General features: G+C 46.7%; 20 protein-coding genes, 1 tRNA gene and 1 pseudogene. 9 read left to right on the top strand and 13 right to left on the bottom strand.

Features of this window, described 5'->3' with window-relative positions; translation table 11 throughout:
* The first annotated feature begins 230 nt into the window (after nt 1-230).
* Complete coding sequence (locus tag Q1A40_RS12565) at nt 231-1,004, top strand: DUF3800 domain-containing protein (protein WP_300000560.1); 774 nt, start codon at nt 231-233, stop codon at nt 1,002-1,004.
* A 220-nt stretch (nt 1,005-1,224) separates the two neighbouring features.
* On the opposite strand, the gene Q1A40_RS12560 is transcribed toward Q1A40_RS12565, so the two are convergent.
* The 7 genes from Q1A40_RS12560 to Q1A40_RS12530 all read right to left on the bottom strand — a co-directional run bounded on the left by Q1A40_RS12560 (nt 1,225) and on the right by Q1A40_RS12530 (nt 6,455).
* A complete protein-coding gene (locus Q1A40_RS12560; RefSeq protein ID WP_300000558.1) occupies nt 1,225-1,695 on the bottom strand; it encodes a hypothetical protein in 471 nt (156 codons plus the stop codon).
* 41 nt (nt 1,696-1,736) lie between these two features.
* On the bottom strand, nt 1,737-2,189 hold the full coding sequence (locus Q1A40_RS12555; protein ID WP_300000556.1) for a YfjS/YafY family lipoprotein: 453 nt from the start codon (nt 2,187-2,189) through the stop codon (nt 1,737-1,739).
* On the bottom strand, nt 2,186-2,425 hold the full coding sequence (locus Q1A40_RS12550; protein WP_300000554.1) for a hypothetical protein: 240 nt from the start codon (nt 2,423-2,425) through the stop codon (nt 2,186-2,188). Before Q1A40_RS12550 ends, Q1A40_RS12555 begins: the two co-directional genes overlap by 4 nt.
* 45 nt (nt 2,426-2,470) lie before the next feature.
* On the bottom strand, nt 2,471-3,172 hold the full coding sequence (locus Q1A40_RS12545) for a YafY family protein (RefSeq protein WP_300000552.1): 702 nt from the start codon (nt 3,170-3,172) through the stop codon (nt 2,471-2,473).
* Nucleotides 3,173-3,403: 231 nt separating this feature from the next.
* On the bottom strand, nt 3,404-4,228 hold the full coding sequence (locus Q1A40_RS12540; protein ID WP_300000550.1) for a DUF932 domain-containing protein: 825 nt from the start codon (nt 4,226-4,228) through the stop codon (nt 3,404-3,406).
* 49 nt (nt 4,229-4,277) lie between these two features.
* Nucleotides 4,278-5,144 carry a GTPase family protein gene (locus tag Q1A40_RS12535; RefSeq protein ID WP_300000549.1) on the bottom strand — a complete coding sequence of 289 codons (867 nt, stop codon included), beginning with the start codon at nt 5,142-5,144 and terminating at the stop codon, nt 4,278-4,280.
* 105 nt (nt 5,145-5,249) lie between these two features.
* Complete coding sequence (locus Q1A40_RS12530) at nt 5,250-6,455, bottom strand: hypothetical protein (protein WP_300000548.1); 1,206 nt, start codon at nt 6,453-6,455, stop codon at nt 5,250-5,252.
* Between the two features lie 527 nt (nt 6,456-6,982).
* On the opposite strand from Q1A40_RS12530, the gene Q1A40_RS12525 reads away from it, so the two are divergent.
* The 7 genes from Q1A40_RS12525 (at nt 6,983) to Q1A40_RS12495 (ending at nt 17,421) form a co-directional block, all read left to right on the top strand.
* Entirely contained in the window at nt 6,983-7,561 is a 579-nt protein-coding gene (locus Q1A40_RS12525) for an inovirus-type Gp2 protein (protein WP_300000546.1), read from the top strand.
* A 149-nt stretch (nt 7,562-7,710) separates the two neighbouring features.
* Nucleotides 7,711-7,917, top strand: a complete 207-nt coding sequence (locus Q1A40_RS12520) for an AlpA family transcriptional regulator (RefSeq protein WP_300000544.1) — start codon at nt 7,711-7,713, stop codon at nt 7,915-7,917.
* A 483-nt stretch (nt 7,918-8,400) separates the two neighbouring features.
* Nucleotides 8,401-10,107, top strand: coding sequence for a class I SAM-dependent DNA methyltransferase (locus Q1A40_RS12515; protein ID WP_300000542.1), 1,707 nt, complete (start codon nt 8,401-8,403; stop codon nt 10,105-10,107).
* On the top strand, nt 10,097-11,563 hold the full coding sequence (locus tag Q1A40_RS12510) for a restriction endonuclease subunit S (protein WP_300000540.1): 1,467 nt from the start codon (nt 10,097-10,099) through the stop codon (nt 11,561-11,563). Before Q1A40_RS12515 ends, Q1A40_RS12510 begins: the two co-directional genes overlap by 11 nt.
* Entirely contained in the window at nt 11,556-12,743 is a 1,188-nt protein-coding gene (locus tag Q1A40_RS12505) for a DUF4268 domain-containing protein (protein WP_300000538.1), read from the top strand. The genes Q1A40_RS12510 and Q1A40_RS12505 overlap by 8 nt, the downstream gene beginning before the upstream one ends.
* Entirely contained in the window at nt 12,743-15,877 is a 3,135-nt protein-coding gene (locus Q1A40_RS12500; RefSeq protein WP_300000644.1) for a type I restriction endonuclease subunit R, read from the top strand. The genes Q1A40_RS12505 and Q1A40_RS12500 overlap by 1 nt, the downstream gene beginning before the upstream one ends.
* Before the next feature lie 185 nt (nt 15,878-16,062).
* The gene (locus tag Q1A40_RS12495) at nt 16,063-17,421 is read left to right on the top strand and encodes a hypothetical protein (protein WP_300000536.1); all 1,359 of its coding nucleotides are present in this window, start codon (nt 16,063-16,065) and stop codon (nt 17,419-17,421) included.
* A gap of 129 nt (nt 17,422-17,550) precedes the next feature.
* Here the strand turns inward: Q1A40_RS12495 and Q1A40_RS12490 are convergent.
* The 3 genes and pseudogenes from Q1A40_RS12490 to Q1A40_RS12480 form a co-directional block, all read right to left on the bottom strand.
* Nucleotides 17,551-17,748 (bottom strand): annotated as a pseudogene (locus Q1A40_RS12490) (IS3 family transposase); the annotation flags it as partial.
* Between the two features lie 157 nt (nt 17,749-17,905).
* Nucleotides 17,906-19,162 carry an integrase arm-type DNA-binding domain-containing protein gene (locus Q1A40_RS12485; protein WP_300000534.1) on the bottom strand — a complete coding sequence of 419 codons (1,257 nt, stop codon included), beginning with the start codon at nt 19,160-19,162 and terminating at the stop codon, nt 17,906-17,908.
* A gap of 199 nt (nt 19,163-19,361) precedes the next feature.
* Nucleotides 19,362-19,446, bottom strand: a tRNA-Leu gene (locus Q1A40_RS12480).
* Between the two features lie 264 nt (nt 19,447-19,710).
* On the opposite strand from Q1A40_RS12480, the gene Q1A40_RS12475 reads away from it, so the two are divergent.
* A complete protein-coding gene (locus tag Q1A40_RS12475; RefSeq protein WP_300000532.1) occupies nt 19,711-20,733 on the top strand; it encodes an NAD(P)-dependent alcohol dehydrogenase in 1,023 nt (340 codons plus the stop codon).
* Nucleotides 20,734-20,790: 57 nt separating this feature from the next.
* Here Q1A40_RS12475 and Q1A40_RS12470 read toward each other — a convergent pair whose 3' ends face one another.
* The 3 genes from Q1A40_RS12470 to lptF form a co-directional block, all read right to left on the bottom strand.
* Nucleotides 20,791-22,431, bottom strand: coding sequence for a dihydroxyacetone kinase subunit DhaK (locus Q1A40_RS12470; protein WP_300000530.1), 1,641 nt, complete (start codon nt 22,429-22,431; stop codon nt 20,791-20,793).
* Between the two features lie 151 nt (nt 22,432-22,582).
* Nucleotides 22,583-23,662, bottom strand: coding sequence for an LPS export ABC transporter permease LptG (lptG, locus tag Q1A40_RS12465; protein WP_300000528.1), 1,080 nt, complete (start codon nt 23,660-23,662; stop codon nt 22,583-22,585).
* Nucleotides 23,663-24,763, bottom strand: coding sequence for an LPS export ABC transporter permease LptF (gene lptF / locus Q1A40_RS12460; protein WP_300000526.1), 1,101 nt, complete (start codon nt 24,761-24,763; stop codon nt 23,663-23,665).
* Nucleotides 24,764-24,907: the final 144 nt, after the last annotated feature.

The following is a 24,907-nucleotide window of genomic DNA, read 5'->3' as shown; positions in this document are numbered from 1 at the left end:
TCCCGTTTTAAGGGATCAATCATTTTTTGAGGCCTTCCACTTCCTTCCAGAGGTAAATGTTCGTAGATCGCTCATAGAAGAACTTCGTGCCTGCCCGTAAAGTGCCATCAGTAGATTGTGCGAACGTATGGATACACTAGAAACCTAAATGCTCTGGAGTAGACCTACAAACATTGTCTGTCGCTTGGGTTGAGCATAAAATACCCATTCAATTTTAAGTGGGTATTTGTATGGAATACGTGGCTTTTGGTGATGAGAGTGGTACGACAGGGAGTGACCGCTGTTATGGCATTGGTTTGCTGTGTGTGCGTAAAGATACGTTGCAAATCTTCAATGAGCGCGTCCAGAAGTTAAAAGATAAGTACGGGATTGTCGGTGAGTTGAAGTGGTCCAAGATTAAGAACAGTGCAGGGCAGGCAAACATCTGCATTGAGCTGCTGGCTATGGTGCTCAAGAACTCGTGCTGCTTCCACTCGATTGTTGTAGTTAAGAACATTTACAACAACTGGCAGACGGACAGGGAGCTGGCTTTTTACCAGACGTACACAATGCTCGTTAAGAACGTTGCTAAACAGATTAAAAGTGACGTTGAGGTCATCATCGACCAGAAGATTGATAAGTACAAAAAGAACGATGAAGTGACAGGTATTGTTGCTAACAACATGCTGGCCAGGGCAGGGATGAAGAAGCTGGTTAAGTCTGTCACGATGCACGACTCTAAGCATCATCTTGGATTACAGGTTGTCGACATCCTGACCGGAGCTGTGAACTCTGGGTACTTGAAGTACCTTAATCCTCGGCTGGAACTATCAGTGGCTAAGGAGCTTGCCTTTGAACGTATGGCTGCTCTGCTTGGCTGGGATGTATTCCATTACGATACATTCCCGAATAAGGATTTTAATATCTGGCATTTTCCCCAAGAGATGCGAGCTATGCCGGGTTCAAAGAGTATTCGACCTGATTACAGCGTTCCATTGGTTAAGCGGGAAGAGCTGTCCTTGTAGTGGCGTACTAAATTTGGCCACCGGAACAAATATGTAAATGTCCGCTTTGCTCCCAGCAGACCTTACAGCCAGAAGCGGATACATTTATCTGAAGAAAGAAACTGACCACTGCGCTCATCGTTCGGAAGTGCCAGGGCTATCGGTGGCGAATCAGCGAAAAAAAAGAAAACCCCGACTGCCGGAAGCAATCAGGGTTGTTGTGGACTTGATAATACAGCAGTCAGTCGTTAATGCAGTCCGCTAATGTTGGCAGGACCTTTAGTGCATTCTGTACATCAGGGCTGAACGACCCCATTTTACGATTATTGATGTAGACCTCGAACTGCCCTGCCTGGCGAATATCTTTGATAAAGTCATACCAGGCGTTATCACCGTTGCGCCAGCCCAGGAATGAAGGGATAGCGTACTGCTGGTGGTTCATCACCACCGTGACATCTTTTCCTTCATCGTGTGAACTGACCATACTGTCGTCAGGCAGCGTGACGATAACCGAGTGCTGATAGATACCGTTGTTATCGGGATTGCCGGTGCAGTTGAGCGTTAACTCTACCCCCTTTGAGCTGGTAATGGTGTATTCCGCATTTCCCTGCCCGTATCCCTGCCCCCACAAATTCGGGATGGCCTGTGCGTTGAATGCCGTCATTGCGGAGCCCGCCACCAGCAGAATGCGAATATATTGATTGAGTTTCATATTCTTCCTTAATGAAAGTAAGCGTGTTTTCTTTGGCTGACTCAGTCGTCATTATCCTGATTTTCAGGCAGCAGAAGTCTGCCCATGTCCTTGCCGTCATGGGAGTAGACGAAATACTTCTCACGGGTATAGCGGTCGGTTTCTTCCCGGTACTTGAGGGTGATGTTGTCAGCAAGGCAGAGAGCATTCATCAGTGGCTGGATGGTTTTCTGCTGCATATCGGCCAGGTAGTAATAACTGCCCCCTTCACATCCCTTCGGTGACTTTCTGGTTTTTATCACCTTATACAATGGCCTGCCGGTACCCTCCAGCTGTGACCATTCATCCGCAATATCATCCTTGTCAGAAACCACATCGCTGAAGCCGGGTGGAGTCAGGTCCTTAAATTTACGCACCGCATTTAATTCTTCATCGTTGCTACCATTACAGGCCGCCAGCAGCATGGCTGATGAAGCCATCAGTAAGACGGGAATACACTTTATTTTTTTCATCATTTTCTCTTTCCTGAGATTAAGCGAACCACTTTGATAAATACGTAAACACCTACCAGTACCCCGACCGGAACACCAACAAACGGTGTCAGGGCGATACTGGCAGCACCAGCAGCCCCGCCACCGGTCAGCAGACCGGCCAGGGTGGCAACAATTAACGCGATAAGGCTCTCGGATACGCCGGTCTTGTTCAGAATGATGACAACAATGACGATGGCGATGATGGCAATGACAGGCATACTTTTGACCTCCCTGAGTGACAGTAACGGGCCTGCTGTTTCACCTTAATCCTGCCCTTCCGGTACAGAACTGAAGGAAAGCAGCGACTGTTGTATAAAACGAAAATGGGGCAGTGCCTGGATAAAGACCGGGTTCTCGACCAGGCGACACAGGTTTTCACTGCGTCTGAATGCTTCTGTTGTGGGTTGCACCACATGTATTTCATCCAGCGTAAATACCGCGATATGGCCGTTGTATCCGGCGACCAGATACCAGACATCCTGATATGCAATCAGTCTGCAGGGCTCTGCACGTTCACAGCGCTGACCCTCGGCAATCAGCGTGACCCGCTGGCGGTCAGTGATGGCTTTTATCAGCCGGTAAAAAGACAGTGAGCCTGCCGGGGTGGAAACTTCAGGTGAGGGCCAGGTCAGACAGGGAGCCTCATCACACTCCAGCAGAGTGGTAACCAGTCGTCTGTCGAGACCCGGAAACATCCCGGCAATTCCCGCCCGGTGGGCAAACGTCAGCACATCCAGCTCCCGCAGTGCGGTGTTGCCTGCTGCACGCAGGCGACAGGAGCCATGGTGATATTCGAGGTCGAGATACATCAGGCGCTCACGAAAATCACGGCGCAGCGTACGAACCGATACACCAAACTCAGCGGCCAGCTTACGCACGCTCAGCGTTTCGCCTGCCACCAGGCGGCTGATAATCAACGACAGCCTGACAGCCAGCCGGTCATGGCGACGAACTGCCTGAGTCATGAAAGACCTCCATGATGATTAAGTGACTGAAAAGGTATGTTTACTTTAAAGAAGGGGGTGGACAGGGTATGGACACTGCAGGAACTATTTTTTCGACAGCGACAAACCCTGTCGTGATGCGGGTTACAGCGGGAATGATTGTTTAGTGAACATTCAATCGTGATGAATGCGGAAAGGACATGACCGGTTTTAACCGGATATCAACATATCTACAGAAGTAAACGGGTAACGTTAACCCCGGAACTGTTCGAGCATGGTCTCGGCCATCACCCACAGGGCACGGTTAAGCTTCACATCGCCGTCGATGCCCCGCACGGCACGGGTATGTGTACGTCCACCTTTTGCATTACGTCCACTGAGCCCGCCCTTAATCAGGTTTTCCTGCAGACGCTGATAAGTGGTCCACAGGTCATCGCTGTAATCTTCGTAACGGCGGGGAGTGAGAACCTGAGCTTCGGTTACCGGCTGGTGGTCCTCGCCAAAGCGATAAGTGAGAGCGGCTTTTGCCAGTGCCTGACGGGCCGGAGGTGGCAGCATCAGCGACTGCATCGCATCGCGCTTTTCCTCCACCCGGTCAAAAATCCCCAGCACTTCATACGCGCCTTCTATCACCTGACTCACCACGTCTCCTTTATGCGGAACGCGTACCTCGCCAAAGGTCTCACCACAAATCAGCCCGTTCTGGCAAACCTGACGAAACAACCCCGGCAGCATCTGATACGAACTGGTGCCATCGTGCGAATTCAGCAGAATGATTTCCGGCACCTGTTTACCGGTGATTTGCCCGGCACGACGCAGGCGTAACATATGTTTGGTGTGCTCGCGGCGCTCCGGGTCACGTACACGCGTCTGGCAGGCAAAGAATGGCTGAAAGCCTTCACGCCGCAGGCTGTCCAGCAGGGTAATGGTCGGGATATAGGTATAACGTGCGCTGCGTGATTCATGTTTTTCCTGACTGAACACGCTGGGCACAAAGCGAATGAGCTCATCATCAGTCAGCGGGCGGTCACGACGAACGAGGTTCGCCGCACCAAAGCGGGAAGCTAAACGGGACATATAACACCTCAGATATCTGGATTAACGACAGGAAGTAAGAAAAGGAAACTCAGAAGAAAAAATCCCATACGGCGCGGGCCACTGATACTACCGTGTCACGCACAGCACGTATCACCGTGCGTAACGGGGCGGGTATCAGGGGAACATTGCAGAACATATCCAGCGCAGCACCGACCGTTTCACCAAAATCACTGCGCGCTTTCTCCTTTACCTGCTCAGTACGAAAAGGGCGCTGCAGTTGCGCCACCACCGGGCTGCTGGCTTCACGCGGCAGGCTGCGGACCATACGCTCTGCCATAACCCTGAGTCCCCACTTCGTGCGCACCGATACCGCACAGACCGGATGAACAGGTTGGAACAGCTCGTGAAGGGCAACGATTTTACGGCTGATGCTGCGCTTCTGAGCAGTTGACACTCCGCCAATGAGGCTGTCTGTAGGTTCAATCTTGTCAGCCTGACTGATAACGAAAAGCACTCTGCTCCGGTACTGCTCACCAATGACCTGACGGTAAAACTGCTCATCGACTGCCAGTGCACGGTCATCGGCTTTAATCAGCCACAGCACCAGGTCAAGCTTCGGTAACTGCTGGTGGTAGAGTGTCGCGTACTCTGTATCGCGCTGTTCGTTTTCACCTACACCCGGTAAGTCGACCAGTAACATGCTCCGCTCACCGACCTTCAGCCGGAAGCGCAAGGGCTCACGGGTACAGGCTGTCACATCGCTGACGGGTGAAACTTCCCCCTGAAACAGGGCATTGCATAACGATGATTTACCGGCACCAGTTTTGCCCATAATGCCAATGACCGGCTCATAGTTGGTGAGCAGACGAATCTGCTGCATGAGCCGTTCTGAGGCCCATTCTGGTAATCCCTTGAGTGAGTCCTGCAGGGACTGTAGGCCTTCTTGATTTCTCATGGCATCTCCTGAAAGAAGAAAACAAAAACGGCGAACCCTTTTTGGATTCGCCGTTATGTTGGTACATTCATGATGATGATATATGTCTATAAAAAATTTGAATGCCTATGAGTCAGAATTCTCAGATTTTATTTTTCTGTAAGCATCATCAATAAAACTTTTAAGTAGTGCATTTGGTTCTATACCGGTTGCATTATGTATTGCCAGTAATTTCTTTTTTGATTGTGCGGTAAGTTTGATACCTGAAAAATCCTTTTTAAGTTTTTCCCGGTGACGTTTTTGCATCCAAGCATTACGAGCATTCTCAAGAAATACTCTTCGACACTCATCTGCATCGGTGGGTTTTAATAATTTCTTTAAGGATATTGATTCTTCTGACCTTGCTCTTATGGCTTTGGCATTTTCTTTCTGCTTGCTGAATTGCTCATCTGTCCATCCAGCCCAATTATCGAAGGTAGCCAGTATGAAATCTTTCATCTGTTTAATTGAAGATGGTAGCAAATCACATCCCAGATGATTTTTTTTCATGTAATCCCATAGCCAGTGAATACTCTCATCTTCGGAAAGATCTATCCATTTAAATGGATTGGTAAACTGATTAAGATTGCGCCCCCATGAATCATGAACATTATCTAATATATGAATTTTTTCATTAACTTGATAATCAAGATCATCAATTAGAATCATACTGGAATATATATAACTTTCCCTAAGGTCGTTCACAGGGGACAACCGTGAAAAGTTGATTCCATTTGCGCTATTAGAAACGACGGAGCCCACGTTAACCCCACCTAAAAAAGGTCTCAGAAAATCATCTTTTTTAGCTCTCTCTTTTTCCAACTCTATGGAGAGCTCTTGTACAGAAAAACATATTTCACTATTTATTGCCTTATAATCAGGAGATTCTGAAAACATCCCTTCGTTCATATCACATGCTGAGTTAAAGTTATTAAAATCGCTTTCATTAATTAACCCCATTCTCTTATGATTAGTTGACCGCCAAGGATTAGTGTTGCTTACCAACCAGAACCATGTATAACATGCCGCCCTATTATCAGCCTTTAACCAATTAAAATATTTATCTGGCACTATATCAACTGACGCATATTCTTTCATATCTTTGATGACGTTCTTTTTGTTATCACTAAGAAATGATGAGTCACGTATTATTTTATTAATCAAAAAAGAATATTGCGCTGCAGAATGAAAACCTCCAACGTCTTCCCAGTCCACGTCTACTTTATAAAAACGTGAAAGACATTCCAGATACTGCCGATATTTCCTGCAGCGACCATAATCCATCAAAGCCATTTCACCCTCCAGTCGCTCTCTCTGTACTTAGCTGATCATTGGGTAAAAATCATACTACATGAAAATCTAAAAACATAAATATTTCGATAAAAAATCAATATAAATTAGTAATTTTTTAGTAAGTAAAATTTTGTATTTTTTACCTGTACACCCTAAAAATCAAGAGGTGAACACCTTTTATCATACACCTCTGAATGCGGATTCTATTTTTTACGCCATACCATAATGATATGGCAAGCGGCAGTAACATGTTTGTACTCGCGCTGGTCTAAGAAATCCGCGCTCACGTCCAGCATTAGAGTCCGCTAACCGAATCACAACCCCTACCGTTACTTGACGTCTGCAGAAGGTTTACAAGCTTCGCTCTAACATGTCAGTTGCTTATGTCATATACACTTTAATTTCAACATACGGATAATTAAGGTTAATTAGTTTAATTAATACTATCTCAACACTCCAGTTATCAACTTCCATACAAAAAATACAACACATCCCCTTCCTCTGAACCCAAACACAGAGGAAATAACATGGACTACAAATACCCCCATAACGAAAAATATACTATGGACTGGTTTCTGCTCAATCTCATTAACAACCATCTTAACGATGTTATTAATCGATACTCGAAAGTTATAGGTATCAGAGTAGATTTCTCATACGACAGTAAATTCACTGAAATAAATGACAGTAGCCATCACAGACTTGAGACAGAACTGCGTAAACTGTTTAGCCGTGTTGAGAAGGAGAATGGTGTCATCGGCTTTTTCTGGGTAATAGAACAGAACCAGAACAGTAATTTCCATGCCCATGCTGTTGTATACCTTGATGGGCAGAAAATACGTAAACCATTTCCGACTGCAGTACGTATTGGTGAACTATGGAAAGAAGTTACTGAAGGCAAGGGGAAACACCATCGTTGCGAACGTAAAACCAATTATAAAGAGGATATTAATAAGCTTATCGAATACAGCAATCCAGACGATATTAATGGGTTAAGGTACATCATAAGTTATTTAGCGAAGGAAGAGCAGAAAAATGGAACCCAAATCTATTGTGGCAGTGAAGTACCACCGCCAAGTGGATTAGGAAGACCGAGAGGTAAATAGTTTTCAAAGGGAATAAAGGGCTTCATTTAGAGACCCTTGTGATTCTCATAATCTTTTTTACATCATGGCTCATTGATGTGGAGGAGCTGGTGGTGAGGGAAAATTAACTACCAGCTTCGATTGTCCCCATCTAATCGGAACACATCAAAATGAACATGAAACCAGCCTTGCTTGAAGATCAATTTATCGATATGCAATTCATCACATCCCTTACAGGACTAACCAATAAATGGTTCTATAAACTTATTCAGGATGGCGAATTCCCGAAGCCTATTAAATTCGGAAGAGCATCACGCTGGTTAAGAAGCGATTTAGAAGAATGGCTGCAATATCGAATTAACGTTTCCCGAAAATAACAATTTCGTAAGACCTGATTTCAATATCTCCTTAATGATTACTTCTAGGGGGAACGTCCAACCATCGATGCCCAATGCAAACTACGTCCCCAACAATCGCCATAATGGAGCTTCAGCCTTGTTGTTGGTGGTACGCCTGTCGCAAACACAGGGACCTCTGGTTGCGTTGATGCAGACAAAAAACAATTTATACAATCACTTAAAATTTTTGGCTATCAAGGCAACCGCTGGACCGTTTACCCACAGGCAGCTATACCCAGCCCTGTGATCCATTTTTCAGTTTACCTTTTGAAATTTCACTCCTTTATGCAGCTTCCAGAATGTGCACAAAGTATCTATAGACTTCATGGCTATCCACATTTCTTTGCGCCGTATCGTTTTCCAAGCCCCTCGTTGCAGGTATCATTTTGCGAGAAGCATTCCAAAACAAATTCTGTGGCTTTGCATGATGCATGGCTACTGTGATCTACCCCGAGGATTTACATGAATAACGCTGAACAGCTATTCCTGAACGAGCTGGATAACAAATTCTGGAAGGCGGCTGACAAGCTGCGTGCCAACATGGATGCCGCCAACTACAAACATGTGGTATTGGGGCTAATCTTTCTTAAGTATGTTTCTGATGCTTTCGAGGCTCGCCAGCAAGAACTGATCACGTTGTTCCGCGATGTGGGTAACCCAAACAACATTTACGCAATGTCTCGCGAAGATTACGAATCCGATGAAGATTACTCACAGGCGATTCAGGACGAGCTGGAAGTCGAAGACTACTACGCTGAAAAGAACGTGTTCTGGGTCCCTAAAGCGGCACGTTGGGATACCCTGAAAACCAAAGCGACGCTACCAGTCGGTACAGTTCTTTGGGTTGATAAAACCGGGCAAGAAGTGAAACTGCGTTCAGTATCCTGGCTGGTGGATAACGCCCTAGATGAAATTGAAAAAACTAACCCGAAACTGAAAGACATTCTTGACCGTATAAGCCGATATCAATTGGGGAATGATGTCCTGATTGGCCTGATTAACACTTTTTCTGATGCTAACTTCACTAACCCTGAATACAACGGCGAGAAACTAAACCTGCAAAGCAAGGATATTCTCGGCCACGTATATGAGTACTTCCTCGGCCAGTTTGCGCTGGCTGAAGGTAAGCAAGGTGGACAGTACTACACGCCAAAAAGCATCGTTACGCTGATTGTTGAAATGCTGCAACCCTATAATGGGCGCGTGTATGACCCAGCAATGGGGTCCGGTGGTTTCTTTGTTTCCAGCGACCGTTTTATTGAAGAGCACGCAGGCGAGAAGCATTACAACGTAGCAGAGCAGAAACGTAATATCTCGGTATACGGTCAGGAATCTAACCCGACCACCTGGAAGCTGGCGGCGATGAACATGGCAATTCGTGGCATCGACTTTAACTTCGGCAAGAAAAACGCTGACACCCTTCTGGACGATCAACATCCTGATTTACGCGCCGACTTCGTGATGGCTAACCCACCATTCAACATGAAGGAATGGTGGAGCGCAAAATTAGAAAAAGATGTTCGCTGGAAATACGGCACACCACCGCAAGGCAACGCTAACTTTGCGTGGATGCAGCATATGATCCACCATTTAGCGCCGAGAGGTTCAATGGCGCTGCTGCTAGCTAATGGTTCGATGAGTTCCAACACCAATAACGAAGGTGATATCCGCCGCAACCTTATTGAAGCCGATCTGGTGGAGTGCATGGTGGCACTGCCGGGCCAACTGTTTACCAACACCCAAATCCCGGCCTGTATCTGGTTTTTAACCAAAGACAAATCCGGCGGCAATGGCAAAGCGCACCGCAAAGGCGAAGTGTTGTTTATCGATGCTCGCCAGATGGGTTTTATGAAGGACCGTGCGCTACGGGACTTAACCAAAGACGATATTGCGAAAATAGCTGATACCTTCCACACCTGGCAGGCAGATAAAGAGTATGAAGATATAGCCGGATTCTGCTTCTCCGCGACCCTTGAAGATATCCAGAAGAATGATTTTGTGCTGACTCCTGGACGCTACGTTGGCGCTGCCGAGCAGGAAGAAGACGATGTACCGTTTGCTGAGAAGATGACATGGCTAACACAGCAGCTAAAAGACCAGATGGAAGAGAGTGCTGAGCTGGAGAAGCAGATTAAGGCGCATCTGGGGGGGTTGGGTTATGAATTTTAAAATACAGCGCAAAAATTTAGGAAATCTTGTAACCCACAAAAAAGGGTTCGCTTTTAAATCAAAAGATTATACCCCTACGGGTGTCCCTGTTGTACGAGTAAGTAATTTTACATGGGATTCAATTTCCACAGAAGATCTGCGCTTTGTTGGTAATGAGACGGCAAACAGTAACAAAGTTGTATCGCTCAAAAAATACGACGTAATTATTGCCACCGTTGGTTCATGGCCGCAAAACCCTGCTTCAATCGTTGGTAAGGTTGTAAGGGTTCCGCAAGAGTTATCCGGTTCATTATTGAATCAAAACACAGTACGGCTAAGAGTTATAAGCGATAATATTATTGATCAGAGGTATTTGTATATTGCTCTGAAAAATAATGAGTTCTCAGATTATTTAATATCAAAAGCACAAGGAAGTGCTAACCAAGCAAGCATAACTCTTTCAGATATTTTTTCGTATGATATTCCATGGGGAAGTTCATTACAAAGAAAGTTTATCGTAGATATTATTGATAGTATCAACGATAAAATTATTATTAATAACCATATTAACCGAACCCTCGAACAAATGGCGCAATCCTTGTTCAAAAGTTGGTTTGTCGATTTTGAACCGGTAAAAGCCAAAATCGCGGTGCTGGAAGCGGGTGGTACGCAGGAGGACGCAACACTTGCTGCCATGACGGCGATTTCCGGGAAAGATGCTGATGCAATGGTGGTTTTTGAGCATGACCATTCTGAGCAATATGCTGAGTTAAAAGCCACGGCGGAACTGTTCCCATCTGCGATGCAGGACAGTGAGTTGGGTGAGATTCCCAAGGGGTGGGAAACACCTGCTGTTCAGGATGTAGCGAACACGGTAAAAGGGAAATCGTATAAAAGTACAGAACTCGATTGTTCCAAGACTGCATTGGTTACCTTAAAGTCTTTTAATCGAGGAGGTGGATATAGGCTTGACGGCCTTAAGGAATATACCGGTAAATATAAACCCGACCAGGAAGTTTTTGCGGGTGATTTGATCATCGCTTATACCGATGTGACACAGGCAGCAGAAGTGATAGGTAAGCCTGCAATGGTAATAAGTGATATCAGATACGAGCATCTTGTTATATCGCTCGATGTAGCAGTAGTCAGGCCTTTTAATGATTGCTTAAAGTACTATCTCTATGGGGTAGCAAGAACTGAACAATTTCAACAGCATACAAACTCACATTCGACTGGAACAACTGTATTACACCTAAGTAAAAATGCGGTTCCAAGTTATAAATTTATTTTAGCTAATAAAGGCTTGGTTAATATTTATGCTCGGCACGCCAAATCGATTTTTTCTAAAGTCAATACAGCTATTGAGGAAAATAAGTATCTCTCTGAGCTTAGAGACATCCTTCTCCCCAAACTCCTTTCAGGCGAAATTACTCTGCCAGAAGCCGAGCGAGCGGTAAGTGAGGCGAAAAATGTATAAAGTCGACATACCAACAAACAGCCTGCATTCGCTGCAGGAAGTCTCGTTCAGCAGCCTTGGTTTTACTGAGCGATATCACTTGCAAGAGTGGTTAGCCAAAAACCCACAGGCTTTAACCCGTGAAAGTGACGATGAACTGTTGATAATCCAGAAAGAGTTCGCTGGGTTTGACGACACCAAAGAACGCCTCGATCTCCTGGCTATCGACAAGAAAGGCAACCTGGTGATTATTGAGAACAAACTAGATGACTCCGGGCGTGACGTGGTGTGGCAGGCGCTGAAATACGCGGGTTACTGCGCTAATCTGCGCAAAGAACAGATTCTTGAGATCTTCCAGCTTTACCTCGACAAAGAACAGCCAGAAGAAACCCGCCCAGCAGCAGAGGTAATGGCTGAGTTTCTGGAATATGAAAGCCTGGATGAAGTACTAATCAACCAGATCCGTACTCAACGCGTGATGATGGTTGCCGCCAATTTCCGCAAAGAAGTCACTAATACTGCGCTTTGGCTGATGCAGTTTGGTATCCGCGCACAGTGCTTCAAGGTTACGCCGTACCGTTTTAACGACGATGTGTTTGTTGATATCCGTCAGGTGATCCCAACGCCGGAAGCAGAATCCTACATGATCGGAATGGCGCAGAAAGAAGCGGAAGAACAATCAACCAGTGGTGAAATGAAATCTCGCCATCACATGCGTAAAGCCTTCTGGACGCAGATGCTGGAGAGATTAAGGCACAGCCCCTGCTCGCTTTATAACAATATCAGCCCCTCAACAGACCATTGGCTAAGCGCTGGTTCAGGTATCAGCGGTATTTCTTATAACCTGATTTTCAGTAAAAAAGAGATTCGCGTAGAGCTTTGGATTGCCAAATTCTCCGCTGAGAGTAATACCTTTGCATTCGACTGGCTGTATGAGCGTCGACAGTCAATCGAAAATACATTTGGTCATGCACTTTTCTGGCAGCCACTACCGGGTAAAAAATCTTGCCGAATTAGTTTTGCAAAACCAGTGTCCAGTTTTGATCAGACTAACTGGCCGGAAATCACTGATTGGCTGCTGAAAAATATGAGCGCATTTGAAAAAGCTATAGACCCGTTTATTGCACCGCTGAATATCGCGCTCAAGGAAGTATCCAACGCGCCGGATGAAACTGAAGAGCCTGATACTGAGGAAGCATGATGCTAAGTGAAGACGATTTAGAGCAGCAGAGCCTTACATGGTTTGCTGCGCTGGGCTGGGAAGTGTTGCATGGGCCGGATATTGCACCAGATGGTGATAATCCGCTGCGTACCTCTTTTCATGATGTTTTTTTGCGTCCAGTTTTGTTGGAGCAGTTGCAGAAAATAAACCCACATCTTCCCGTTTCTGTATTCGATGATGTGTTGGCCCGCATCACGCACGCAGAAAGCCCGGATATAGTCGTCAGTAATAAAGCATTTCATAACCTACTGCTGGACGGTGTACCTGTGGAATACAAGCAGGATGATAAAGTCGTCTACGATAAAGCCCTGCTTATGGATTTTAGCCGCACCAGTAATAACTGCTTTACGGTCGTGAACCAAGTTGCGATTCAGGGAACGAAACAGGTTCGTCGTCCTGATGTAATTGGCTATATCAATGGCCTGCCAATGGCAGTGATTGAGCTTAAAAGTCCGAGCGATGCTAATGCTGATATTTGGGCTGCATTTAATCAATTGCAGACTTATAAAAATGAACTTAGTGACCTGTTTATTTGCAATGAAGCGCTGGTGGTCAGTGATGGGTACAACGCACGTATTGGCTCCCTTACGGCTGACGAAGAGCGCTATTTGCCCTGGAAAACCATCAGCAATGAAGACGATAAGCCCGAACTGGAGTGGCAACTCGAAAATGTTGTTAAAGGCTTCTTTAACCGTGAGTTATTACTCGATTACATCCGCTACTTCATTCTGTTTGAAACCGACGGCAAACGCCTGATTAAGAAAATCGCTGCCTATCACCAGTTCCACGCAGTGCGTGAAGCGGTCAATGCAACCATCGTCGCTTCTACAGGTAAGTTTTTACCACTACGCAGTACTATCCAACCAGGTAGCAAAAAAGCGGGTGTGGTGTGGCATACACAAGGTTCGGGAAAGAGTATTTCCATGTGCTGTTACGCCGGAAAACTGTTGCAACAGGCAGAGATGAATAACCCGACAATTGTGGTCGTGACAGACAGAAACGACCTCGACGGGCAGCTTTACACCACATTCTGCCAGGCTCAGGATTTGTTGAAGCAAGAGCCTCAGCAAGCTAGCGACCGCGATCGGCTTCGTGAATTGCTTAACTCGCGAGAATCTGGCGGTATTATTTTTACCACGGTACAGAAATTCTCCCCAGTGGATGGTGAGCAGACCCATCCTGCGTTGAACTTGCGTAGCAATATCGTAGTGATCTCGGATGAGGCGCACCGCAGCCAGTATGGGCTCAATGCCACTCTGGACAGAGAAACGGGGGCTTATAAATACGGTTATGCCAAGCATATGCGTGATGCGCTACCTAACGCCTCATTTATGGGCTTTACCGGCACGCCAGTCTCTTCAGAAGATAAAGATACTCGCGCAGTATTTGGTGATTACGTCTCTATCTACGATATTCAGGATGCGGTAGACGACGGTGCCACAGTACCGATTTACTACGAATCCCGCCTGGCAAAACTCGACCTGAATCATGAAGAGTTAGAAGAGCTTTCAAGCCAAGTAGATGAGTTGGTTGAAGACGAAGAAACCGATCAGAAAGAGAAAACCAAAGGTGACTGGAGCCGCCTGGAAAAGCTGGTGGGTTCGGAACCTCGAATCAAGCAGGTAGCCGCTGATTTGGTACAGCATTTTGAAGCCCGTAATGCCACGATGAACGGTAAGGCTATGGTAGTCGCCATGAGCCGTGATATTTGCGTCAAACTATACAACGCATTAGTGGATCTACGCCCGGAATGGCATAGCAAAGATGTAGAACAGGGCGAAATAAAAGTTATTATGACGGGTTCCGCATCAGATCTGGGTCAACTACAACCGCACATCTACAACAAACAAACCAAAAAACGCCTTGAAGCACGGTTTAAGGATCTGGATGACCCGCTAAGAATCGTGATTGTGCGTGATATGTGGCTGACCGGATTTGATGCACCATGCTGCCACACCATGTATATCGACAAGCCGATGCGCGGGCACAACCTGATGCAGGCTATCGCACGCGTAAACCGGGTATTTAAAGATAAACCTGGTGGGCTGGTGGTGGACTACATCGGCATAGCCAATGAACTGAAGCAGGCGCTGAAAACTTATACCGATTCAAAAGGTAAGGGACAGACCACGGTTGATGCGAAAGAAGCTTTCTCCATCATGTTGGAGAAGCTGGATATCATTCACGGTATGTTTGCTAAAACCCCCACCGCTACCGGTTTTGATTACACAGGTTTTGAGGAAACACCACGCCAGTATTTAATAAAAGCTGCTGATTATATTCTTGGCCTGGAAGATGGTAAGAAGCGCTATTTTGATGTTGTGCTGGCGATGAATAAAGCATGGTCGTTGTGCAGTACGCTTGATGAAGCTAAGCCGCTACAAAAAGAAATAGCCTTCTTATCGGCAGTGAAAGTCGCGATTATCAAATGCACTACAACGGATAAAAAATATAGTCAGTCAGAGAAAAATACTCTGCTGGGTAAAATCCTCGACAACGCCGTTATCGCTACGGGGGTTGATGATGTGTTTGCCTTGGCTGGGCTGGATAAACCGAACATTGGTCTGTTGTCAGATGAGTTTTTGGAAGAAGTGCGCGAAATGCCACATCGTAATCTGGCCGTCGAGTTGCTGGAAAAGCTGCTTAACGATGGCATCCATGCGCGAACCAATAACAACGTTGTGCAGGAGAAAAAGTACTCTGACCGCTTAAAGGCTGTACTGGTTAAATACAACAACCGGGCTATCGAAACGGCACAAGTTATTGAAGAGCTGATCCAGATGGCGAAAGAATTCCAGGAGGCAATGGCGCGTGATGATGCGCTGGGCCTGAATCCGGATGAAATTGCTTTCTACGATGCGTTGGCTGAAAACGAAAGTGCCGTGCGTGAGCTGGGAGATGACATCCTTAAAAAGCTAGCGATTGAAGTGACAGCTCAATTACGCAAATCCACAACGGTTGACTGGCAGGTCCGTGAAAGCGTTCGTGCTCGGCTGCGTGTTTTAGTGCGCCAAACGCTACGCAAATATAAGTATCCACCGGATAAAACACCTTACGCCGTTGAACTGATATTGAAGCAAGCTGAAGTCGTTTCGAATAGCTGGACGGTCTGAGTGAAGTCATTAAAATATTATCAACAGGATTTTTTCTTTAAGCATGAGGTCCTTATTTGCGACCTCTACAATCTCACTTAAGGAAAGGATATCGAATGCCTAAAAACTCTTTGTTAGCTTACTGGGCTGGATAACTATAATTTCTTCACCAGAATTACTGGGCAATTGCTAGAGGATTTAAATGTATGTATATAGATAAAGTAATTAATTATAAGCATGCTTGGGAAAAAGTAAGCAAGAATCATATTGTTGAATTATCCGAAATTCAATCAGCACTCGATGATATGTTTTCTGAAAATATTGAACCGGAAATGAAAGCAGAAAGAATATCCCAAAGAGATATCTGGGAGAAATTAATGTATAAAAAAGACTGGGAGTTAATTGACAGGACTCATTATACGGCAGATGGAGCACGTATAAATGTAGGCAGACTGGGACCCACTAAAAATGGCTTAAGCGTGACCCTTCCTTTTGGTAGTTTCGATACTATCAGCAGATGGATTTTTCAGCAAAGTACGGTTGCAATTAAGTATGGCCTTATAAAAACTCCAATCATGTTAGTTCCTGTGCGTGATCTATCAAGGGAATTAGATAACATGTGGATGAGGAGAGAGTATTTTGAAATGAATTTAGGTCAGCTTGAAATGCTGGCTCCATTAAGCCATCAATATCCTTTTTTGATAATTGGGTACTCCAATAAGAAGCCTACGCGTGGGCCTGAAGTTATTGAAATCTCTTCTGATTCATATGTAAACGAAGATAAGCCTGTTATCGATAGATGCATTGAATTCCCCCCAGAATATCATCAGGCTGGCTTAGATATCCTAAATTATTTTGGTACTTACCTCAGAGAGCAATATCCAGAAGAAAATGCCTCCGTTAAAATCGAACAAAAAGGGCTTACAGTTAGATTAGTGATTGAAACGGCAGATGGAAAATCAGAGGTAATAGAAAAAGCACTGCACGAATATGAACTAATTATCACAGGAGCTGTGCCACCGGAAAAATTCTCCAATAATGACAAACTTATCCTTGAACTAAGGAATGAAATTAGAATAGCGAAGTTTAGACTTGAATCACAGCAAGATTTGATTGGAATGCAGCATAATCGAATTGACCAACTTCTTAATATTGTTGGTAATGGGCTATCTCAAAAAAATCAGGTAATGGTGGATTTTAAACCAACAATTACACTTTCAAATACTATAACTATTAACAAAGATATTGCAGCGGCGTTGAGTTGTGTTACTGAGTTAATGGAAGAGTTGCCTGAATCTAACGATGCATTTTTTTCTTTAAAAGAACTTGAAAGTTCATTGATATCAATTGAAACTAATAATGATCAAGAGTCAGTAAGAAGATCACCTGCTATGAGTAAGTTTAAAAGACTAATAGATAAGGTGGCTGACACAGGAAGTAATCTCAATACCGCAATTAAAAAAGCTGAAAAGGGCTGGGAGATTTTTTCCGATTTGGCTGCTAGATATAACAAGCTGGCAGAGTGGTGTGGGTTGCCTATAGTTCCTTCTTTTCTTTTGAAATAGCACTAACGAATCGAATAACATGCTACCTTTCACCGCATCGCAGAATTTCCGTGATGCGGTTCTTGAAACATCAGTGTCCGTTCCTCACTCAAAATAGTTTAGTATTTACAACGTTTCAGACACGGACATTGCTAATATCCTGTCCAGTACTCGGACGACACGCTGGGCTGGAATATTCAGGTCGATTTTATCGCCAGCGCCTCACGTTTAAATTCATCCACCACGTTGAAGATTCTGAAGCATCTACCTTTAGGCCAGCACATCGTGCATAAAATCGATGGACCAACACAAATTAATTGCTTCAGGCGTCGCCAGAGGCGCTGGGTTGAGAGCAGGCCGGCTTTGTGTTTGATGATGGGATTGTTAGTATGAAGCATGAGAGTTACCTCGTGTTTTGTATAAGGATTCGACTCCCATATCAAAACCGGTAACTCTCAACCTTTCAAGGTCCAGTGTCAGATCAATTCGCGACTAATACATTTGATTACCGTCTCACTTTTCCAAAGTCAAACGGACTCACACCCTTCTCCCGATTCGCATCCAGATAATCTGCCCACCACTGAATCATCAGTTTCCGCTCTCCTAAGTGCTCGGCCTTATGAATATAAGCCGCACGCACAGAGTTACGCTCCTGGTGACTCATCTGCCGTTCTACCGCATCCTTCGACCATAATCCCGACTCAATCAAAGAACTGCAGGCCATGGTTCTGAAACCGTGGCCGCAAACTTCAACTTTTGTATCGAATCCCATCACCCTCAGCGCCTTGTTCACCGTGTTCTCACTCATTGGTTTACGTGGATCATGATCGCCAACGAAGATCAGCTCACGATTTCCACTCATGCTTTTGATCTGTTCCAGAATGATTAGAGCCTGGCGGGATAAAGGAACAAGATGAGGAGTCCGCATTTTCGATCCTCGATGTGAATGCTTCACACCTTCCAAAGGCTCACGCTCTCCCGGAATCGTCCACATAGCAGTTTCAAAATCTACTTCTGACCAGCGAGCAAAACGCAGTTCACTAGATCGAATGAAGACTAACAACGTCAGCTCCACAGCTAAGCGTGTTAGTGGTCTGCCGGTATATGTGTCGATCCGATGGAGTAATTCAGGAATGCGATTAAGTTCTAGCGCAGCGCGATGCTGTCGTTTAGCTGTGGCAACTGCTCCAGCGATCTCTTGCGCGGGGTTATAGTCGATTAAACCGCTCTGAACGGCAAATCGCATAATTGATGTTGTTCGTTGTTGAAGGCGCGCATCAACCTCAAGACGTCCAGACATCTCCACGGCTTTAAGTGGTTTAAGTAAGTCTTGAGTTTTTAAATCTGCGATATTTCGCTTACCAATCGCATCAAACAAATTATCTTCCAGACTTTTAAGAACCCGAGCACTGTGTGACTCAGACCATTTTTGATTGCTGGCGTGCCAATCTCTGGCAACAGACTCGAAAGTAATAACCTCTTTTGCCTGTTCTTCTTTTACTGCACGCTTATGCTCACGGGGATCAACACCGGCAGCAACAAGCTTCCTGGCCTCCTCCCTCTTTTGACGAGCATCAGCCAAGGACGTTTCAGGGTAAACACCAAAAGCCATCAGGTGTTGTTTGCCCCCAAAGCGGAAACGAAAGCGCCAGTATTTGGAGCCGTTAGGGTGTACCAGTAAAAACATACCGTCGCCATCTACTAGCGAGTATTCCTTTGCTTCGGGTTTTGCCGCACGCACCTTGGTATCAGTCAGGGCCATGATGATATTCCTTCCATATGCTGCCGTGAGTATACAACCATTATCGAACCAGCATATATACTCGGTTCTATACTCACAAGCGACTTGATGTGGGTTGACTCAGATTGACTTCTGTTGAAAGGAAAATCGCGGAAAGCCTTGCAGGAACTGGATTTCAGACATAAAAAAAGACCTCAGTTGAGGTCTATTTACGTACTGTTGGTGCCGAAGGCCGGACTCGAACCGGCACATCTTTCGATGGTTGATTTTGAATCAACTGCGTCTACCGATTTCGCCACTTCGGCACGAAGGGGTACGCGGATAACGAGGGGGATTATACCTGTGATGAGCGGTGTTGCAAGTGGCATGGTGAGTATGTTGTGTTAAGTGCGTAAATTTTCGGCGAATGGTCTTACTCGTCATACTTCAAATTGCCTGTGCGCTGGCTGCGACTCGAAATATTTTGGGTATATGCTGTATTCTCATTGAGGGAATAGCACCCTTTGTTACCCTGATTTGTCTGGATGATGTTTTACACTGTCCACCTTAACCCTGAAGAGGAATCGCGAATGTCTGTCATTAAAAGTTATGCCGCAGCAGCAGCGGGTGCTGAGCTGGAGCTTTATGAGTTTGATGCCGGTGAGTTGCAGCCGCAGGATGTTGAGGTTCGGGTAGAGTTTTGTGGGATTTGTCATTCTGATTTGTCGATGATTGATAATGAGTGGGGGTTTTCGCAGTATCCGCTGGTTGCCGGGCATGAGGTGATTGGTCGGGTACATGCTTTGGGTTCTGAGGCTCAGAGTAAAGGGCTGAAAGTGGGTCAGCGGGTTGGGATTGGCTGGACTGCGCGTAGCTGTGGGCACTGTGATGCCTGTATCAGCGGCAGTCAGGTGAATTGTCAGAGTGGCAGTGTCGCGACCATTCTCAATAAAGGTGGGTTTGCGGATAAAATCCGCGCTGACTGGCAGTGGGTTATTCCGTTACCGGAAAGTATTGATGCTGCTTCAGCCGGGCCGTTGCTGTGCGGGGGTATTACCGTATTTAAGCCATTGCTGATGCATAATATCACCGCTACCAGTCGGGTTGGGGTGATTGGTATCGGTGGTTTGGGGCATATTGCCATTAAACTGCTGCATGCGATGGGCTGCGAAGTGACGGCTTTCAGTTCTAACCCGGCCAAAGAGCAAGAAGTGCTGGCGATGGGTGCCGATCGGGTGGTTAATAGCCGTGATCCTGAGGCGTTAACCGCCCTGGCAGGTCAGTTCGATTTAATTATTAACACCGTCAATGTCAGTCTGGAGTGGCTTCCCTACTTCAATGCTCTGGCTTTTGGCGGGAACTTCCATACCGTTGGTGCAGTACTGACGCCAATCGCGGTACCGGCTTTTAGCTTGATTGCAGGCGATCGCAGTGTGTCCGGGTCATCGACCGGTTCTCCGCATGAACTGCGGTCATTAATGAAGTTTGCCGGACGCACGAAAATTGCCCCGCAGGTGGAGTTCTTCCCGATGTCAAAAATCAACGATGCGCTGCAACATGTGCGTGACGGTAAAGCACGTTACCGCGTGGTGTTAGAAGCCGATTTCCAATAAGCATCAGCCCGCTAAATGCCAGTTAGCTGGCATTTAGCGGAATCCAGTCATAACAGACTATTTTGCCAGGTCAGCAAATACCCCAGCGACTGCCGCTGCTCCCGGGTCCACTACCCCATCGAGATTTTTACTGTTTACATAGGATGAACGACCCGCGCCAGCTTTTTGCATGCTGGCGGTGGCTTGTGCTCCTTTCTCAGCGGCCACAGCCGCCGCACTGAGAGAGCCGGTTTTCAGCGCTTCCAGCGCGGGTTGCAGGGCATCAATCATCGTACGGTCACCCGGCTGGGCGCCGCCGTAGTGCTTCATTTGTTCGAGTCCTGCCAGCAGCGCTTCAGCCAGCGGTGCCTTGTCCCGGATTTTTTGTCCGGCAGCAGTAAAGAATATCGACATCAATACCCCGCTGGAACCGCCCATTACCGTCGCCAGGCGTTCCCCCACCCGCTCCAGCAGTGCTGCGGTGTCATTAAGTGGCAACTGACCTTGGTCGCTCAGACTGGCAATATCACGCGCCCCCTCAGCAAAGGTGGAGCCGGTATCGCCGTCGCCGACTTTGGCATCCAGTTCATTCAGATACGCTTCATGACTTATCAGACTCTGAGTGACAGAGGCGACCCAGGCCTTAACCTGCGCATTCTCGGAAGGCGTCACCTTCACCTCATCATGGATAAGGGTGACTTTTTGACTGGTTACTGGCCGGTATTTTACCAGCGGCTGCCAGCCGGAGGTTTCGACTTCGGAGGATAAAGCGGTGATAAACTCCGGAGTCAGTTTAATCGCTGACAGCGAGAATCCTTTCATATCCAAAGCCGTGACAAGATCTGCCGGGCCTATCAGATACTGGATTTGTGCTGCCAGTTCTGACGCGAACAGGGTTTTGGCCAACAGCGCCATTTCCAGCGCCGAGGTGCCGCCGAGGTTATTAATCAGAACCGCCAGTGGAGCCTCATTACCGGTGGCTTTACGTAGCCGCTCGACCATCATAGCAATCACTTCGGTGCTGTTCTGGGTATCAACGGTGATGGCCCCGGGTTCGCCATGAATGCCTAAACCCAGTTCAACCTGGCCGCTTTTGATCCGTTCATCGTCCCCGCTGCTGTCAGGCAAATGACAGGTTTGCATGGCTACGCCAATACTGAAAATCGAGGCGCAGGCCTGTTTTGCCACCTCGAAAACCTCATTTAACGCCAAGCCCTGCTCCGCAGCGTGACCGACAATTTTATGCACCATCACCGTTCCGGCAATACCGCGAGGTTGTTTATTATCAGGAAGGGCAATATCGTCGCCAACAATGACCATCTCTACCTTAAGGCCAGCCTTTTTGGCTTTTTCTGCCGCCAGGCCAAAGTTCAGTCGGTCGCCCGTGTAGTTTTTAACTATCAGCAGACAGCCCGCAGGACCCGTTACCGCCATAATAGTATTAAACACCGCGTCAACACTCGGGGAAGCAAACAGATCTCCGCACACGGCTGCAGTCAGCATCCCTTTGCCGACAAAACCAGCATGGGCTGGTTCATGGCCGGAGCCCCCACCCGAGATAACAGCAACCTGACTTTTATCCCAGTCGCTACGGGCAACCACCCGAATAGCAGGATCAATATCCAGTCGGGTCAGATTATGATGGCAAGAACTTATGATAATGCCTTCAATGGCATCAGAGATGAGCTGTTGACGGTCGTTATAAAAGAATCTGGACATGATTTCCCCGAAACATAGGTTGGACAGGCTTATAGCATAGCCCCTTTAGCTTGAAGTTTTGTCCTTTTCTCCCAAGGTGATGCCTTTATGCCATAAAAAAAGCACCCGGAGCAAAGCTGACAGGTGCCTGTTTTTATCGCTACTACGAGTATTAACTGGAGCGTTTCATCATCAACCACAGGCTTAACAGCAGGAAGGTGGCGCTGGGTAATAATGCCCCTAACACTGGCGGGATATGATACACCAGACTCAACGGGCCGAAGATTTGGTCAAGAACGTAAAACAGGAAACCAAAGCTGATGCCGGTCACTACCCTGACACCCATGGCTACGCTGCGCAGTGGTCCGAAGATAAACGACAGGGCCATGAGCATCATTACCGCGACCGAGAAAGGCGCGAAGATCTTACTCCACATATTGAGCTGATAACGCCCGGCATCCTGACCGCTGGCTTTAAGGTAGTTCACATAATCATAAAGCCCGGTGATGGACAGCGCCTCAGGGGACAAGGCAACGACACCCAGTTTATCCGGCGTCAGATTGGTTTTCCATTCACTGCTAACGCTCTGAGAGCCAACAATTTGCAGCGGATCGGTTAAATCAGACTTATCCACCTGCGACAGCCGCCAGACGTTATTATCCGCATCATATTTTGCCGATAGCGCATAGCGAATAGATTGCAGATGTCTTTCGGAATCAAAGCTATAGATACTGACTCCCGACAGTTCAGAGTTATCTTTTACCCGTTCGATATAGATAAAATCATGACCGTCTTTGGCCCATAAACCATTCTGGGTTGACAGTAACGAACCTCCCAGCAGCATTTGAGCACGGTAGTTACGCGCCATCTGCTCACCTTGCGGGGCAACCCACTCCCCTATTGCCATTGTGAGGATAACCAGGGGAATAGCGGTTTTCATCACTGATGCGGCGATTTTCAGACGGGTATAACCCGCCGCCTGCATCACCACCAGTTCACTACGCTGGGCCAGTGCCCCCAGTCCTAACAAGGCGCCTAGCAAAGCCGCCATAGGAAAGAAGATTTGAATATCTTTCGGCACACTTAACAGGGTATAGAGCCCTGCGCCCATCGCTGAATAACTGCCCTGTCCGGTTCTTTTTAACTGATCAACGAATTTAATAATCGCTGACAGTGACACCAGCATAAACAGCGTCATCAATATCGTATTGAGGATGGTTTTACCAATATAACGATCCAGTACACCAAACATTTATACCGCTCCTTTGCTGCTAAAGCCGGCACGTATTTTACGCACGGGTACGGTGTCCCAGAGATTTAGCGCTATCGCTAATAGCAAATACAGCAGATTAACCCCCCACATTCCCAGCATCGGATCAATTCGCCCATTTGAGGCACTGGAACGCAGAGAGCTTTGTAGCAGGAAGAACACCAGATATAACAGCATTGCCGGAAGCATCGACAGCACCCGCCCTTGCCGAGGGTTTACCACGCTCAAGGGAACGACCATCAGCGCCATAATGATAACCGACATAATCAAGGTGAGACGCCAGTGTAACTCTGCCTGTAGCTCAGGCTCATTACTGTTCCACAGCGTGGACATCTCCATCTGGCTGGTATTAGAGGGATCCAGCACCACGTTTTGATGGCCGACAATCGCCTGATAATCTTTAAAATCGGTGATGCGGAAGTCACGTAATAATGCCGTTCCTTCAAAACGCGTACCGGCATTTAAGGTCACCACTTGCGAACCGTCAGAACGAACAGAAAGGTGGCCTTCATCTGCCACCACAACTGACGGGCGGGTATTACCACTTGGCCGTGTCTGAGCCAGGAATACATCCTGAAAATTTGCACCCTTCACATTTTCGATAAACAGTACCGAACGACCGTCACTGGTTTGCTGGAATTGCCCTTGTGCCAAAGCCGCAATGCCAGGGTTAGCTTTCGCTTCCGCAAGCACTTCTTCCTGATAGCGAGCTGACCAGGGGCTGAGCCACATGACATTGACTGTCGCCACGACACCGGTAAACAGCGCCAGAATCATCGCAGCCTTGACCAACACCGACTTGCCTAAACCACAGGCATGCATCACCGTTATTTCGCTTTCGGTATACAGTCGCCCCAAGGTCATCAATAAGCCGAGGAACAAACTGAGCGGCAGGATCAATTGAGCCATTTCAGGCACACCTAAACCGAGCAGCGACAGAACCAGATGAGTCGGTATCTCACCGTCCACTGCAGCGCCGAGGATCCTCACTAACTTCTGACAAAAGAAGATCAGTAACAGGATGAAAAGGATAGCTAATTGGCTCTTGAGCGTCTCACGAACCAGATATCTTATGATAATCACATTAAATACACCTGTTAAAACGAGTTCTTTTGCGGGAAAATTGCTTGTTTCATAGCTTATAGGTCATTTATTCTCTTTAATCGTCGAAAACATCGCTAAGATTAAAAAGCCCGGCGAAGTTCCGCAACAGGGCAATGCTAAGAC

Source organism: uncultured Cedecea sp. (assembly GCF_947498825.1).
Lineage (GTDB): Bacteria > Pseudomonadota > Gammaproteobacteria > Enterobacterales > Enterobacteriaceae > JGM124.
This window is presented reverse-complemented; position numbering and strand designations above follow the sequence as displayed.